This is a genomic window from Vibrio sp. 2092 (assembly GCF_033339635.1).
Classification (GTDB): Bacteria; Pseudomonadota; Gammaproteobacteria; order Enterobacterales; family Vibrionaceae; genus Vibrio; species Vibrio alginolyticus.
In genome coordinates this window covers 184,919-200,232 of the sequence record NZ_JAWOUY010000002.1, presented here as the reverse complement: position 1 = coordinate 200,232, position 15,314 = coordinate 184,919, and the positions used below count along the sequence as shown (strand labels likewise).

The window sequence follows — 15,314 nt, the reverse complement described above, 5'->3', positions numbered from 1 at the left end:
CCCTTTTATAATTCTAAGAAGTTTTGAATAAGCTTCGCGCCCGCTTTTGAAGAACGCTCAGGGTGGAATTGCACGCCGTAGTAGTTACCGCTTTGTACTGCTGCTGTGAACGGGTTGCCGTACTCGCATTCCGCAATCGTGTAATCCCCAACTGGCATCGCAAAGCTGTGCACGAAGTAGAAATACTCTCCTTCTTCAATACCTTTGAAAAGTGGATTACCTGCTTTTGCAGAGACCGTGTTCCAACCCATGTGCGGCAGCGGCAAATCGCCAGTTTGTAGTAGCTTCACTTCGCCATCACAAAGCCCAAGACACTCAACCAACTCGTCGGCTTTCTGCCCTTTCTCTTGAGACACTTTGCCCAACAGTTGCATGCCTAAACAGATACCTAACAGCGGCTTTTCTACTTGTTTTACCAAGCTGATCAGATCGCGCTCTTCTAGGTTTTTCATCGCTTCGCTGGCGGTTCCCACCCCCGGTAGGAATAGCTTATCTGCCGACAATACGACTTGCGGATCTTTTGAAATCGTTACGTCATAGCCTAGGCGTTCAATGGCAAACTTCACCGAAGAAACGTTGGCACAGCCAGTATCGATAATGACAACTTTCTGTTCTGTCACTGTTTTTCTCCTTGCTAACGTTAGCCTTAAAGCACGCCTTTACTACTTGGTAGCTCAGTGCCTTCTACTTTGATTGCTTGGCGTAACGTACGACCAAACGCTTTAAATAGACTTTCAATGATGTGGTGATCATTGTTGCCCGCAGAAGAAAGGTGCAACGTACACGCTAATGTGTCAGTCAGAGAGCGGAAGAAGTGAACCACCATCTCTGTTGAAAGATCACCCACTTGCTCACGACTAAACTGCGCGTCGAACTTAAGGTAAGGACGACCTGATAGGTCTAGTGCGCATTGCGCCAAACACTCATCCATTGGCAAGCTAAAGCCAAAGCGACCAATACCACGCTTGTCACCCAGTGCTTCTTTCAACGCTTGACCCAACGCAAGAGCGGTATCTTCTACTGTGTGGTGATCATCAATGTGCAGGTCACCTTCCACTTTGCACACCATTTGGAATCCACCGTGCGTCGCAATTTGATCCAGCATGTGGTCAAAAAAGCCAAGACCTGTAGAAATATCGTTACCGCCTTGCTCGTCAAGATTAACGAATACTTTAATGTCTGTTTCTTTTGTGGTGCGAACCACTTCAGCAACGCGAGCCTTCACCGTGAGATCTTTTAGGATCTGTTTCCAACCCATGGTTTCTGGGTTGTATTGAATGCCACGAATTGCCATGTTTTCTGCAAGTTGAAGATCGGTTTGACGATCGCCAATCACAACAGAGTTTTGAAAATCCACTTTGCCACCTTGAAGGTACTCTTTTACCAAGCCCAATTTAGGCTTACGGCAAGAGCAGTTATCTTCATCGAAGTGAGGACAAATCAGCACATCATCAAACTTCACACCTTGAGATTCAAAGATCTCCATCATCATGTTGTGTGGTGCATCAAAATCAGCTTGTGGGTAGCTGTCGGTACCCAAACCATCTTGGTTCGTGACCATCACTAGACGGTATCCTGCATCCTGCAACGACAGCAGGCTTGGGATAACAAATGGTTCTAGTTTTAGCTTATCTAAACGGTCTACTTGAAAATCAATCGGCGGCTCAACAATTAAGGTGCCATCACGGTCGATAAAAAGGATTTTTTGTTGTTTGCTCACTCGAACTTCCTTATTGCTATTCTTTTGGCGCTCCCGCTATTTAGCGAGAGCGATAAATTCTGTCTCTATTTATGCGTAGTAGTTTCTGATAAATCCAAGCGTTTTTTCGCACTCGTCACGGTTACCCACACTGATACGCACACAGTTTTCAATTGGCGAGTTACGCAAAATAATGCCCGTATCCCAAGCCGCTTTGAAAAGGTCATCGCCATCTGGGAATTTCACCAATAGGTAGTTCCCCCACCCTTCAAACACTTCCAAGCCCGGAATCATTGAAAGGCCAACTTGCAAGTAAGCACGGTTTGCATTCAAATCGAGAACTTGAAACTTCGCTCGCGCTAAACCAGCTTCCGAAAGCGCCTGAGTCGCAATTTCTGCCACTGGAACTGGGACTGGGTAAGGTGCGATAACTTTAAGAAGTACATTAATCAGCTCTTCGTTCGCAAGCGTAAATCCACAACGTAGACCTGCAAGCGCAAAAGCTTTCGACAGAGTACGCAGAATTGCAAGGTTCGGGTATTGCGCCAGTAGGTCTACCGTTGACGCTTCTGGACAAAAATCGATGTACGCTTCATCCATCACCACGATTGCACGGTCTTTTGTCATCTCAAGCAGAGACACAATGTCCTCACGCTTAACCAAGTTACCTGTTGGGTTGTTTGGCGAACATACAAAAACCAGTTTCACGTTATCCAGATTAGCTTCGATGCCTGCAAGGTCTAGTTGCCAATCTGACGTTAGCGGCACGGTTTTGCACTCTACACCGATGGTTTCTGCACTGATGGCGTACATGCCGTAAGTTGGTGGGCAGTAAAGAATCGCATCTTCACCCGGCTCACAGAATGCACGAATTAATAACTCAATACCTTCGTCTGCGCCGCGAGAAGTCAGTGTTTGTTCTGGCTTCACACCCGCATACGCTGCGTAAGCGGAAATCAGTTCTTTCGGTTGGCATTCGCTGTAACGATTAAGACGAGCAAAGTCTGTTTTGTATTCATTGTTAAATGGTGATTCGTTGGCATTTAGCCATACGTCACCCGTACCACCGATTCGGCGAGCCGACATATAAGGGGTAAGCTGTTGGACTTGTTTACGCGCTAGCTTTTCCATCTCATTACTCTCTTATTCTTACTTACTTGCTAATTTTTCTACGCGGATAGTAACAGCACGTTTGTGAGCGTCCAGACCTTCTGCTTCAGCCATCGTGACTACCGTTGGTGCAAGGTTCTTTAAACCATCAGCAGAAAGCTCCTGAACCGTCATTCGTTTAGAGAAATCCGCCAAACCTAAGCTTGAATAAGTACGTGTGTAACCGTAAGTAGGAAGGACGTGGTTAGTCCCCGATGCGTAATCTCCCGCAGATTCAGGCGACCAATCCCCAAGGAAGATAGAACCTGCGTTATCTAATAGAGGTAGAAGCTCACGAGGGTTCTTAGTCTGAACAATCAAGTGCTCAGGACCGTAGTAATTGGAAATAGAAACTGACTGCGTCATCGACTCGGAAATAATGATCAAGCTTGATGCCAGAGCCTTTTCTGCGATGTCTGCACGAGATAGCTCCTTAAGCTGACGTTGAACCGCATCCGTCACTTGATCAGCAATCACAGGAGAAGGAGTCACCAATACCACTTGAGAATCAGGACCGTGTTCCGCTTGGCTCAAAAGATCCGCAGCGATAAAGTCTGCATCTGCGGTTTCATCTGCAATCACTAGCACTTCTGATGGCCCTGCTGGCATATCAATCGCAGCACCGCGGAAATCATTGCTAACCTGTCGTTTTGCTTCGGTCACGTAAGCGTTGCCCGGACCAAAGATCTTATCTACTTTCGATACAGTCTCGGTGCCATAAGCCATTGCAGCAACTGCTTGGCCACCACCGACGTTGTACACTTCATCAATGCCACACAGTTTCGCGACATAAAGGATCTCATCAGCGATTGGCGGTGGAGAACAAAGAACGACTTTACGACAACCTGCAATTTTTGCAGGAACGCCGAGCATCAAAACAGTCGATGGCAAAGGCGCACTGCCACCAGGAATGTACAAACCCACTTTTTGAATTGGGCGTGTTACTTGTTCACAAAGGACACCTGGCTGCGTTTCCACCTTGATCGGTTGCGGCTTTTGCGCTTTGTGGAACTTAGAAATATTGGCGTAAGCTTGCTCTAGTGCGCTCTTCATTGACTCTGACAAACGCTCTGACGCTGCCTTAATTTCCTGAGAAGAAACACGAATGGATTCAGGCTTAACACGGTCAAACTTTTCGGTCAGCTCAATAAGAGCAGAGTCACCTTCTTCTCGAACTTTAGCAATAACTTCGGCCACAGCAGTGGTGATATTGGCACCTTCTGCAATAGCAGGGCGCTCCAAAATAGAGTCTTGCTGATTCTCACTTAATGATTGCCAAACGACTGTTCTCATGATGCTTACTCCATCATTTTTTCAATTGGTAGAACAAGAATTGAACTTGCGCCCAACTCTTTCAGCTGTTCCATTGTTTCCCAGAACAGGTTTTCAGAACTCACCAAGTGAACAGCCATTTTCTGCTTATCTGCAGAAAGAGGAAGAACAGTTGGATCTTCAGCACCTGGCAGTAGTGCTTTAATTTGATCTAACTTCTCTGCTGGGGCGTGAAGCATAATGTACTTAGATTCTTTTGCTTGTTGTACGCCTTGCATGCGAGTTAACAGCTTTTCGATTAGCGCCACTTTGTCTGCGTCGAACTCACCTGTGCGTTGAATCAATGTCGCTTTTGATTTGAAGATAATTTCAGCTTCTTTAAGGCCGTTCGCTTCCAGTGTTGCACCTGTAGAAACCAAATCAGCGATAGCATCAGCGAGACCCGCGCGAGGCGCAACTTCTACAGAGCCTGTCAGCATACATGTAGAGAATGGAACGCCGGCTTCATCCATGTACGCTTTTAGAAGTTGAGGATACGTTGTAGCAATACGCTTGCCAGCTAAGTCTTGTGGACCGTTGTACTCTTCGTCCTTGTCGATTGCGATAGATAAACGACAGCCACCAAAATCAAGTCGACGAAGCTGAACAAACTCGCAGGGTTCACCTAATGCTTTGCGGTCAAGGCGAACTTCTTCTAGTTCATTTTCGCCAATAAAGCCAAGGTCAACCACGCCATCCATAATTAAACCTGGGATGTCGTCATCACGAACCAAGAGTAAATCAATTGGCATATTTTCAGAATGGACAACTAAACGCTCGCCCATTACGTTGAACTTTACGCCGCACTGTTTTAGTAGAGCTTGACTCTCTTTGCTAAGACGACCTTTTTTCTGAATTGCGATTCTTAAACGTTGTGTTTGCATTGCTTTGTCCCTATGCAAGATTTTGATATCTAAGTATTTTTCAAACTAATAAAACTAAAAAACCCTCGGGAGATTGAAGTCTCCCGAGGGTTTAAAATCTGCTTTTACTTTGATTTTACCTCCGGGAGTTTCCTGCCTCCCGGGTATGCGTACATCGCCCGAAAGACTAGATTGGGTGATGATGGTGATGAATGTTCATTACAAAATTACGCATATTTATTTCAAGGCTCTTCTCATTTGCTTTGTTACCAACAACACTAACCAAGCTGATTACTTTTTTCAACCCTTAATTTTAAAAAAATTCGAATTGTATAATACAAATAAAAAAGGAGGCCGAAGCCTCCTATAAATTTACTTTTTAAATCAGTGAATTACGCACTCTGGCAAGACGCTATTTTAGACTTTGAAAGCCATGACAAAATAGCGCAAACGATAATGAATGTTATCGACGCTGCAATGAACGAGAACGCTATTGAAGCAGTCATACCAAGGGCAATAAAGCCGACGCATGAAACAAGCGCGACTGATAATGCATAAGGTAGCTGTGTTGATACGTGATCAATGTGGTTACAACGTGCACCCGTCGATGACAAGATAGTCGTATCTGAGATTGGTGAACAATGGTCACCGAATACCGCACCAGCTAAAACCGCACTCAGCATCGGTAGCATTAGCGCTACGTCTGTTGCGCCAGCCATGTCTCCAGCGATTGGAAGCATGATGCCGAACGTACCCCATGAAGTACCTGTTGAGAACGCCATCAGGCCAGACAACAAGAATAGGATAACTGGGAGCCAATGAGGGTTGATATTGCCCTGCGCCATTGTCGAAAGGTAAGTACCAGTCTTCATATCACCGATAACAGAACCAATGGTCCAGGCAAATACTAAGATTAGAATCGCACCAAACATAGACTTAGCACCAATCCAAAGTGTACGTGCGATCTCAGCCATTGGTAGACCTTGCTTCACAACAGTAAACAGTGCAACTGCTAAGCCAAGCAAGCTACCGTAGATTAGTGATGTACCTACATCTGTATTTTCAAAAGCACCAAGAAGCGCAAACTCCTTACCATCAGCAGCCAATGCTTGGCCACCCGTGTAAAGCATTGAAGCGATAGTCGCGATAATCAGCGTCACGATAGGAAGTATCAAATCTGACACTTTACCCTTTTCACTTTCACGGATATCTAGCTCTTCGTTTAGGTCATGCGCTTCTTGCGAGTCATTTTCTTTGTCTTTATCAAAGCCACGACCTTGCGATGCAGAGATCTCATGCTCACGCATTTTACCAATATCAAGACCAAACCACGCAACAGCGAACACCATTAGCAGCGCAAAAACGGCGTAGAAGTTCATTGGGATAAGACGAACATATGCGCCAAGAGCCGAATACTCTGTGATCCCATGTGAGACTAAGATCCCGCCAATAATAGTAATAATGTAAGCACCCCAGCTAGAAGCAGGCATAATTACACACATTGGAGCAGCGGTTGAGTCTAGAATGTACGCAAGCTTAGCGCGAGACACATAAAAGCGATCGGTTACTGGGCGAGAGATCGCACCAACAGCAAGGCTATTAAAGTAATCATCGACAAAAATGAATACGCCTAAAAAGGCGGCAAGAAGTTTGGAGCCGCGTTTACTCTTCACTCGAGATTGTGCCCATTCAGCAAAAGCACGAGTACCGCCAGATAGCGTTAATAAAGCTGTTGTCATACCTAATAAGATTAGGAAACCAACAATGCTCATGTTCCAAGTGTTAATTCCGCCATCTTCAATAAAGACAGAAGAAACTTGAGAACTGACGTAACCTGCGGTGTCGCTGATAGACCAGCTATTAAGTAGCACCGCACCTAGCACGATACCTACACCCAAGGAAACTAATACACGTCGAGTCAAAATCGCCAAAGTCAAAGCGACAATAGGTGGCAATAATGAAACAGGAGAACTAGAAAAATCTATTAAATTCATGATCTTCAAAAACCAAAGTTTGGCTAGAGATCTACTGCAGACAAGTCACGTAGCATACGATACGTGCTCATGTTGAACTTAGCGACAGGGAAGCGAACACTCCACCCAACCCTACAGTAGCGCTCCATAGTTTAATGTGAATATATACTATGGCAGTGTTGTTCCTTTCAGATACAACCCCAGCAAGTAACTTTGATGAGTTACTTACTTCGGCAATCTTCGCCTTCCACTATTATTCATTGGCATCACCCCAATAATAGCTACTCTTCGAGACCGCGCCTCTACGGCAACAACAAACAATTAACCACTAACTGTACAAATTAACAACAAATTGTCTGCAATATTGCATCAGGTGGCAGCCATTGTACTTATGATGAGAGTCAATGCAACACATCAAACTAAATTAAACAAATAAATAATGACTGAGATAATTTATAAACCTTGCCTACTTCCATAAGTTTTGTGCAACTGAAATCACATCAATCATGTTATTTATGAAACATTATTACTACCTTAGAAATATCATGGTTTATCTTATATCAATAAATTAAGGATATATGACACAGCATTAAAGATGGATGCTTCATATTTTTAAGTAATAACTCAAATTTTTTTATAAAAAACCAAGCTGTCACTCTCTCTATACAATAATGATTGTTGATTTTAGTTCTCATCTAATAATGATTTATTTCGAGTGTAATAATATTAATTGCTTTAAAAAATAGTCAAATTTAAACAAAATCTTGATTTAGCATTTGCACATAAGGAAAAGATAAAGTTAAATATAAGGACTCTTTGTTTATTTATAGATTGGCATTATTTAATCGTAACGATAAAAAGTGCCCAACACATTAACCTTTTAATAGGAATCGTTATGTCAGAGCTGACTAAAACCCTTCTAAATATCCGTAGCCTTCGTGCATTTTCTCGTGAGCTGACTCTAGAACAATTGGAAGAAGCTCTAGATAAACTCACTACTGTCGTAGATGAGCGTCGTGAAGCAGAAGAAGCAGAACGCGCAGCACAAGCAGAGCAAGAAGCTAAGCTTGCAGAGATTGCTGAGAAAATCGCTCAAGACGGTATTGACGTAGAAGCACTTATTACTGCGCTATCTGGCGAAACTAAGACGAAAGGCAAAGCGAAGCGCGCACCTCGTCCTGCTAAATACAAATACACAGATTCAAACGGTAATGAGAAAACTTGGACTGGCCAAGGTCGTACACCTTCGGCGATTCAAGAGCAACTTGATGCAGGTAAATCTCTGGATGAGTTCCTAATCTAGATCCGTGCTATTTTTAAAAGGCTCCCATAGGGAGCCTTTTTTATTTAAACCATTACAAATAAAAAAGGCACATTTCTTAATGTGCCTTTTACTTTAGTTACAGAATAGTTAATTAAACCGCTTCGTATTAACGTTCCCAGTATGCTTCTTCTAGGCTATCTTCTCGCTCAGGAAGTCCGCGCGACAATCGTGGTGAATGTTGCACGAGAACTTCGTAGCTAGCACGGTTTGCGTATTTGCAGACTTGAGAAAAAGAAGAGTAAGTTAAATACTCGTTACTGTGCTTGCTTGAATTAGGCACATTTTCTTTATGGTATTTATTTGCTGCCATATCATGAAGAACAGCAGATAACGCAGCATCACCTGCGCCATTTGTATTCTTAATTTTTTCTGGGCCACCCATATATGGCGAGATATGCGAGTACACTTTTATTGGCGTCTCGCATGAGTCTTTTTTCGCCGGACGACTGAATTCATAACGATTAAATTCAGCAATTGACCCTGGAAGTAATGGCAAAGAAGTTTCGCGCTTCGCGCTATCTTCCGTATACCCAGCCATAAATAGACCTACAGGACCCGCCGTGCACAATACTAGATCAGCCCACTCCAATGTTTTATCAGACGCAGCAAGTGGATCAGATTCCCCCGTCAGTGCTTCTGCTTCATCTTCATTCATCGCAACGACTGAAACGTTATCTCTAATGAATTCTTGCCAATATTTAGGGTCATCTTGAATAACAAACTTTGTGCCTAAAGTCAGAACAACAGGCACATCATTCTTTTTCGCGTACTCAATTGCTTTCATTGTTGCTTCCGGCATTGGGTCGCCGTCTTTGCAACGTACTAGATACGACGTCAGTACAAGTGCTGATGCATTTTTAAAGATTTTCTCTGGAATGCTATCAGGATGGAGTTGGTTCATTTGCCCTTCGCTGATAGCAAAAGTACGTTCACCGTCTTCTGTGATAAGAGCAAAACAACGGCCAATTGCACCATCTACACCTTGTAGGTAGTTCAAGTCCATGCGGCTTGATGTATTACAAAGATAACGGTAACCGTAGCTGCCAATCTTAATATCCTGGCTCATCACTCCAAGTAGTGTGGAGCGGTCATCCGCTAGCACGGAGTAGTTATGTAGCGTGTTACCAATTGTACCGCCCGCATACTCATTGGTAATCAAGTTCTCTTCTTTCAGTTGCTGGTATAACTCTTCTGCTCTTTCGTCATCGATAACCAGAGAGTGACCTTTACTCAGACCGTACTTTTCAATCACATCCGTTGTAACTTTTGCTTCAATATCAACCAAGGTTTGGTCAATACCAATGATGTGAGTGCGCGTCATCTTCTTGCTTTCTTGTGCTTGGCTCACCAGCGGGTCACGAGCATGAACAGGAAAATAGTGCTTCGATTTGCGTTGTCCAGGAAATTTCATATTGTCAGTCTGAGTAAGGGGATGAAAAGGAGAGCGGATTCTATACCGCTAATAATAAAGCAGCAATAAAAGCGATTATAGCAAACGTTTGCTGACAGCTTTTTTCTTTTAGGTGGCTTATTCACCTTCCATAAAGCTGAGATCTGGTAGTTGCTCAAGGTGCTCGCTATAACGCTTTAGGTTGAACTCACCTTCATTCTTCATTACATCAAAAATCTCAATTGACATCGCACATGCCATCATCGCAACCGCATCTTCACGTGGTGTGCCAGTCATCATTAAACGCATAAGGGTTTCTTTTACTTTAAGCGGGTTGCCATCTTCGAGCTGATTTTCAACAATTTCAATCAACTCACTTTCTTGCATAAATTGGTTTTCTTCTGTCATTTGATGTTTCCTCTTGGATTTTGGCCAACTATGCCATATATACCTCTTCTATACTTGCGAAATTACTCGTTCGAATCTTTGTTGAAGAAAAATCCAGCGAAACGAATTGTGATTTCGATCTCGGATCTGTCACCGGTCTGTGGATTCTGATAGAATCTGCATCCCGTTTATTTAAGTGGTGTTTAGTAATGTCTGATAACAGCCAAAAGAAAGTCATCGTCGGTATGTCCGGCGGCGTTGATTCATCTGTTTCCGCGTATCTTCTAAAGCAGCAAGGCTACCAAGTAGAAGGCCTTTTCATGAAGAACTGGGAAGAAGATGACAACGAAGAATATTGTACAGCGGCAGAAGATCTTGCTGACGCTCAGGCAGTATGTGACAAGCTAGGCATCCACCTACACACTATCAACTTTGCTGCCGAATACTGGGATAACGTATTTGAGTACTTCCTTGCTGAATACAAAGCGGGCCGTACTCCGAACCCTGACATTCTTTGTAACAAAGAAATCAAGTTCAAAGCATTCCTAGAATTCGCTGATGAAGTACTTGATGCTGATTACATTGCAATGGGCCACTATGTGCGTCGCTCTTTCCCAGAAAACGGTGAAAAACCACAAATGTTACGTGGTCTAGATGGCAACAAAGATCAAAGCTACTTCCTGTACACATTAAGCAACGAGCAAATCGCACGTAGCCTATTCCCTGTTGGTGACCTAGAGAAACCAGAAGTACGCCGCATTGCGGAAGAGCAAGACCTAATTACTGCTAAGAAGAAAGATTCAACTGGTATTTGTTTCATCGGTGAACGCAAGTTTACGGAATTCCTAGGTCGCTACCTTCCAGCTCAGCCTGGTAATATCGAGACTCCAGAAGGCGAAGTGATTGGTCAACACCAAGGCCTGATGTACCACACACTTGGTCAGCGTAAAGGTCTACACATCGGTGGCCGTAAAGGCGGCGGTGGTAACGAGGACCCATGGTTCGTTGGTGAGAAAGATCTAGAACGTAACGTTTTGATTGCTGTTCAAGGTAAAGACCATCCAATGTTGAAATCAGAAGGTCTACTTGCATCACAACTTCATTGGGTAGATCGTGAGCCAATTCGCGATGTTATGAAGTGCACAGTGAAAACTCGTTACCGTCAGGAAGATATTCCTTGTACAATCATCCCTATCGATGATGAAAACATTAAAGTTATCTTTGACGAGCCACAAATTGCTGTAACTCCAGGTCAATCAGCAGTGTTCTACAAAGGTGACGTGTGCCTAGGTGGCGGCATCATCGAGCAACGCATTAAATATTCTCAAGCTTAGGAGTCGTTACGTGGCGAATACACTTTATGACCGTACTATCGCTTTCGCTGGGATTTGCCAAGCTGTTGCTTTAGTTCAACAGGTAGCGAGAAACGGACATTGTGATCAAGATGCTTTTGAAACATCAATCAACGCTATTTTGAGCACGAACCCTGCTAACACAGTTGGCGTATTCGGTCGCGAAGCCGATCTAAAGCTCGGCCTAGAATGCTTGGTTAAAGGGATTGATAGCACACCATCAGGCAGTGAAATTACTCGTTACATTATTAGTTTAATGGCGTTAGAGCGTAAGTTAAGCTCTCGTAACGATGCTATGTCTCAGCTTGGTGATCGTATTCAAATGGCCAAGCGTCAGTCAGAGCACTTTGAGCTACTAGACGATCAAATGATCAGCAATTTAGCGAGCATCTATCTGGATGTCGTTAGCCCTATTGGCCCACGCATTCAAGTAACGGGCACGCCATCTGTACTGCAGCAGACGGCAAGCCAACACAAAGTTCGTGCGCTGTTGTTATCTGGCATTCGTAGTGCAGTTCTTTGGCGTCAAGTTGGTGGTAAGCGTCGCCACCTAATCTTCGGGCGCAAGAAGATGGTAGAGCAAGCACAAATCCTTCTTGCTCGTCTGTAGTAAAATATCAAATAAGCAGCTCGCGTTTATCGCGAGCTCATTTTTTCGACTAAAACAAATATCGCGCAAACGTTTGCGCGATATTCGTGACAATTGCCACAGTTATTGGTATAAAGCTCACGAAATTTAGAAACCCAATTCAGGAGAACATCATGGAACTGTCAGCATTGACTGCTGTTTCACCAGTAGACGGCCGTTACGGAAGCAAGACAATTGCGTTACGCGAAATTTTCAGTGAATACGGTCTACTAAAGTACCGTACTATCGTTGAAATCCGCTGGCTACAAAAGCTTGCTGCTACTGCTGAAATTGCAGAAGTGCCAGCGTTTAGCGCAGAAGCAAACCAATTCCTAGACGACCTTGCTGCAAACTTCTCTGAAGAAGATGCACGCCGTATCAAAGAGATCGAGCGTACAACTAACCACGACGTAAAAGCGGTTGAGTACTTCCTAAAAGAGAAAGTAGCAGACGTTCCTGAACTGCACGCAGTAAACGAGTTCTTCCACTTCGCATGTACTTCTGAAGACATCAACAACACATCACACGCTCTAATGCTTAAAGAAGCGCGTGAGAACGTGATTCTTCCAGAAATCCGTAACCTAATCGACGCTATCAAAGCACTAGCAGTGGAATACCGCGACATTCCTCTTCTATCTCGTACACACGGTCAGCCTGCTTCTCCATCTACTATGGGTAAAGAAATGGCAAACGTGGCGTACCGTATGGAGCGTCAATTCAAGCAAATCGAAAACGTTGAGATCCTAGCGAAAATCAACGGTGCAGTAGGTAACTACAATGCACACCTTTCTGCTTACCCAGAGCTAGATTGGCACAAGTTCTCTGAAGAGTTCATCACAGAGTCTCTAGGCGTAACTTGGAACCCTTACACAACTCAAATCGAACCGCACGATTACATCGCTGAGCTGTTCGACGCTATCGCTCGTTTCAACACTATCCTGATTGACTTCGACCGTGACGTTTGGGGTTACATTGCACTAGGCCACTTCAAGCAAAAAACTATTGCAGGTGAGATCGGTTCTTCAACAATGCCTCACAAAGTTAACCCAATCGACTTTGAAAACTCAGAAGGTAACCTAGGTCTTGCGAACGCTGTATTCGGCCACCTAGCACAGAAACTGCCTATCTCTCGTTGGCAACGTGACCTAACTGACTCAACGGTTCTACGTAACCTTGGTGTTGGTGTTGGCTACGCTATCATCGCTTACACTTCTACGCTTAAAGGCATCAGCAAGCTAGAAGTAAACCGTGAAGCGCTTCTTGCTGAACTAGACAAGAACTGGGAAGTACTAGCTGAGCCAGTACAAACAGTTATGCGTCGTTACGGCATCGAGAAGCCATACGAGAAGCTGAAAGAGCTAACTCGTGGTAAGCGTGTAGACGGCGAAGCAATGCGTAACTTCATCGACGGTCTTGAGCTTCCTGAGCACGAGAAAGCACGTCTGAAAGAGATGACGCCAGCGAACTATATCGGTCAAGCAATCGAGCTGACAGATAAGCTGTAATCCTCCTGTAACGACCAGATACCTAAAAGGTTGACGCGAAAGCGTCAACCTTTTTTAGTTAGGAGAGTTAGGTCGGGAGAAAATAATTTTAGTTATATGGAATGGATTATTAATTGAAGATCAGCCCCATTTGTTATGGCTGCTTTTGGAAGAACAAGGTTATTGTTCCTACTTCCACACCAAACTTTTTTATTTTCGTTAGATTGAAAGCGTGTCTGTCATCCTGACGATAAAGCCAATCATCAAAAGCAACCGTCACTGATGAATCCTCCATTTGTAGCTCAAAGTCATATTGCCACTGTAACGCATTGCCCTGCTCTTCCCCTGTTGCTACACCTATAATATCGTCTGCCTTACCTTCATAACGACCGTCTTCTAATCTAGTGATAACCCAAATTCGCTGGTCCACCTCTCCGTCATCAAACACGAAGTCTTCCACCAGCGTCAGCGTATCACCCGCTACAGTACCCACTATATCGACTTCAAAGCGACGCGTTTGCTGTCCGGTATAATCTTGCACCATCCCCCACGCCTTTATGTCGCCTTCGAAATAACCGAATACGTCAAAAGTCGGTGTAGAAGAGCGGTAATTATCAATGTCTGCGGAACATGCCGAAAGAAAAACAGCTGCCACTAAAGTCGCTGATTTAAAAATTCGTTTAAACACTATCTAACCTGCCCTATCAATTGTTTTCGGAGTTTCGGAAATTCTGTGTTGGGTGATAACCATATAGCCAAAAATGCATCGTTCATTCGTTCGTCTTCAATGATGCCAACGTTCTTTACTTGCACGTCCCCAACCTGCTTATAAAAAAGCTGACCAGATTTTCCATCTGTTAGATAAGTAAGCTCGTCACCTTTTTGAATATCAGGAAACATACGATCGAGCTCGCTGATCCAAGCTTTTCGATATAAGTCCGTAAAACCCAATTTCGCCCACTGCTCATCCGTCACATCAAGCAGCTGTTGCTTACTGATGTCTCTCTTGTAATTAATTTCCAACGCAAGGGGATGTGGCGATACGTCATCGCTTACGATGAACTTTCCATCAGGCGCTTTTAATCTTGAGTGATAAATATCGAAGATGAACCAAGTAAGTTGGGCTTCTCCAACAGTTTTCCACCCCTTCCAATTCGCAATGTTGCTGGCAGCTTCGCTATTTCCAACAGGTTGAGCTTGCAGAGCAAAAGAGCCAGTTACTATTACCAACGCAAGCAACCTAGTCAGTCTCTGAGTTAAGTCTCTCTTCAAGCTTTTCATTTCCGTACACCTTGAGTATCAAGAGCATCATGACGCACCATTCGACAAACAACATTGCCAGTGTAGCGCCAGTGCTGAATCCAAATTCAACGGCTTGGAGCTTATAGCCAGCAAAGTAGCTCACTGTTCCTCCGAGTCCGCCTACTATTGATACGTAGGTTTTTGGGAAACGGTACAAAATTGACTTAAGTTGATAGGCATACCAAGAAAACAAAACCCACAAGCATAATAACCAGACTGGCAGCCATGGGGTTGGAAAGACAAAGACCGAGAGTTGTTGATTGAGCGTATCAAGCACGAGCCCGCTCGTGACGATCACACCAATACTTTTGAGCGAAGATGCATCGCTTTTCAGACAATATAGTAGGGTTGCCAAAGTAAGGAATAACGTGACCCATTGCCATTGATAGGTTCCAAGCACCGCTGCAAACCAGCAGAGTTGGAACCATGTCGAAGCAAGAAATACCTTCATA

At 44.1% G+C, this 15,314-nt stretch carries 15 protein-coding genes, 1 riboswitch and 1 other annotated feature; of the genes, 4 read left to right on the top strand and 11 right to left on the bottom strand.

Going from position 1 to position 15,314, the window contains the following annotated elements:
- Positions 1-5: 5 nt before the first annotated feature.
- The 6 genes from hisH to tet(35) form a co-directional block, all read right to left on the bottom strand.
- Entirely contained in the window at positions 6-620 is a 615-nt protein-coding gene (gene hisH, locus R7P80_RS04650; protein WP_005389830.1) for an imidazole glycerol phosphate synthase subunit HisH, read from the bottom strand.
- A 26-nt stretch (positions 621-646) separates the two neighbouring features.
- Complete coding sequence (hisB, locus tag R7P80_RS04645; RefSeq protein ID WP_005389832.1) at positions 647-1,720, bottom strand: bifunctional histidinol-phosphatase/imidazoleglycerol-phosphate dehydratase HisB; 1,074 nt, start codon at positions 1,718-1,720, stop codon at positions 647-649.
- Positions 1,721-1,789: 69 nt separating this feature from the next.
- A complete protein-coding gene (gene hisC / locus R7P80_RS04640; protein WP_086046628.1) occupies positions 1,790-2,830 on the bottom strand; it encodes a histidinol-phosphate transaminase in 1,041 nt (346 codons plus the stop codon).
- Positions 2,831-2,848: 18 nt separating this feature from the next.
- Positions 2,849-4,141 carry a histidinol dehydrogenase gene (gene hisD, locus R7P80_RS04635; protein WP_033905089.1) on the bottom strand — a complete coding sequence of 431 codons (1,293 nt, stop codon included), beginning with the start codon at positions 4,139-4,141 and terminating at the stop codon, positions 2,849-2,851.
- 5 nt (positions 4,142-4,146) lie between these two features.
- Entirely contained in the window at positions 4,147-5,043 is an 897-nt protein-coding gene (gene hisG, locus R7P80_RS04630) for an ATP phosphoribosyltransferase (RefSeq protein ID WP_005378180.1), read from the bottom strand.
- Between the two features lie 53 nt (positions 5,044-5,096).
- Positions 5,097-5,234 (bottom strand) — a sequence feature (His leader region).
- 180 nt (positions 5,235-5,414) lie between these two features.
- Positions 5,415-7,016: a tetracycline efflux Na+/H+ antiporter family transporter Tet(35) gene (tet(35), locus tag R7P80_RS04625; RefSeq protein WP_017634691.1), complete on the bottom strand. Its 1,602-nt coding sequence runs from the start codon at positions 7,014-7,016 to the stop codon at positions 5,415-5,417.
- Positions 7,017-7,125: 109 nt separating this feature from the next.
- Positions 7,126-7,308, bottom strand: a riboswitch (Lysine riboswitch).
- Positions 7,309-7,890: 582 nt separating this feature from the next.
- Here tet(35) and R7P80_RS04620 point away from each other — a divergent pair.
- Positions 7,891-8,298 (top strand): H-NS family nucleoid-associated regulatory protein, encoded by a 408-nt coding sequence (locus tag R7P80_RS04620; RefSeq protein ID WP_005378185.1) that lies wholly within the window; start codon positions 7,891-7,893, stop codon positions 8,296-8,298.
- Between the two features lie 127 nt (positions 8,299-8,425).
- Here the strand turns inward: R7P80_RS04620 and R7P80_RS04615 are convergent, their stop codons facing one another.
- Positions 8,426-9,730 (bottom strand): inosine/guanosine kinase, encoded by a 1,305-nt coding sequence (locus R7P80_RS04615; RefSeq protein WP_005378187.1) that lies wholly within the window; start codon positions 9,728-9,730, stop codon positions 8,426-8,428.
- Between the two features lie 117 nt (positions 9,731-9,847).
- Positions 9,848-10,117, bottom strand: coding sequence for a hypothetical protein (locus R7P80_RS04610; RefSeq protein ID WP_005378190.1), 270 nt, complete (start codon positions 10,115-10,117; stop codon positions 9,848-9,850).
- Positions 10,118-10,305: 188 nt separating this feature from the next.
- On the opposite strand from R7P80_RS04610, the gene mnmA reads away from it, so the two are divergent.
- From mnmA to purB, 3 genes are all read left to right on the top strand, one after another.
- Positions 10,306-11,430, top strand: a complete 1,125-nt coding sequence (gene mnmA / locus R7P80_RS04605) for a tRNA 2-thiouridine(34) synthase MnmA (protein WP_005378192.1) — start codon at positions 10,306-10,308, stop codon at positions 11,428-11,430.
- Between the two features lie 10 nt (positions 11,431-11,440).
- A complete protein-coding gene (gene hflD / locus R7P80_RS04600; protein ID WP_005378194.1) occupies positions 11,441-12,058 on the top strand; it encodes a high frequency lysogenization protein HflD in 618 nt (205 codons plus the stop codon).
- Positions 12,059-12,210: 152 nt separating this feature from the next.
- On the top strand, positions 12,211-13,581 hold the full coding sequence (gene purB / locus R7P80_RS04595; RefSeq protein WP_005378198.1) for an adenylosuccinate lyase: 1,371 nt from the start codon (positions 12,211-12,213) through the stop codon (positions 13,579-13,581).
- Positions 13,582-13,714: 133 nt separating this feature from the next.
- Here purB and R7P80_RS04590 read toward each other — a convergent pair whose 3' ends face one another.
- Genes R7P80_RS04590 through R7P80_RS04580 form a run of 3 tightly spaced genes read right to left on the bottom strand, consistent with a single transcriptional unit; the run spans position 13,715 to position 15,313 of the window.
- Positions 13,715-14,248, bottom strand: coding sequence for a DUF3833 domain-containing protein (locus R7P80_RS04590; RefSeq protein ID WP_225491463.1), 534 nt, complete (start codon positions 14,246-14,248; stop codon positions 13,715-13,717).
- Positions 14,248-14,841: a chalcone isomerase family protein gene (locus R7P80_RS04585; RefSeq protein ID WP_182016338.1), complete on the bottom strand. Its 594-nt coding sequence runs from the start codon at positions 14,839-14,841 to the stop codon at positions 14,248-14,250. The genes R7P80_RS04590 and R7P80_RS04585 overlap by 1 nt, the downstream gene beginning before the upstream one ends.
- On the bottom strand, positions 14,801-15,313 hold the full coding sequence (locus R7P80_RS04580; protein ID WP_225491464.1) for a DUF2878 domain-containing protein: 513 nt from the start codon (positions 15,311-15,313) through the stop codon (positions 14,801-14,803). The genes R7P80_RS04585 and R7P80_RS04580 overlap by 41 nt, the downstream gene beginning before the upstream one ends.
- Position 15,314 lies beyond the last annotated feature (1 nt).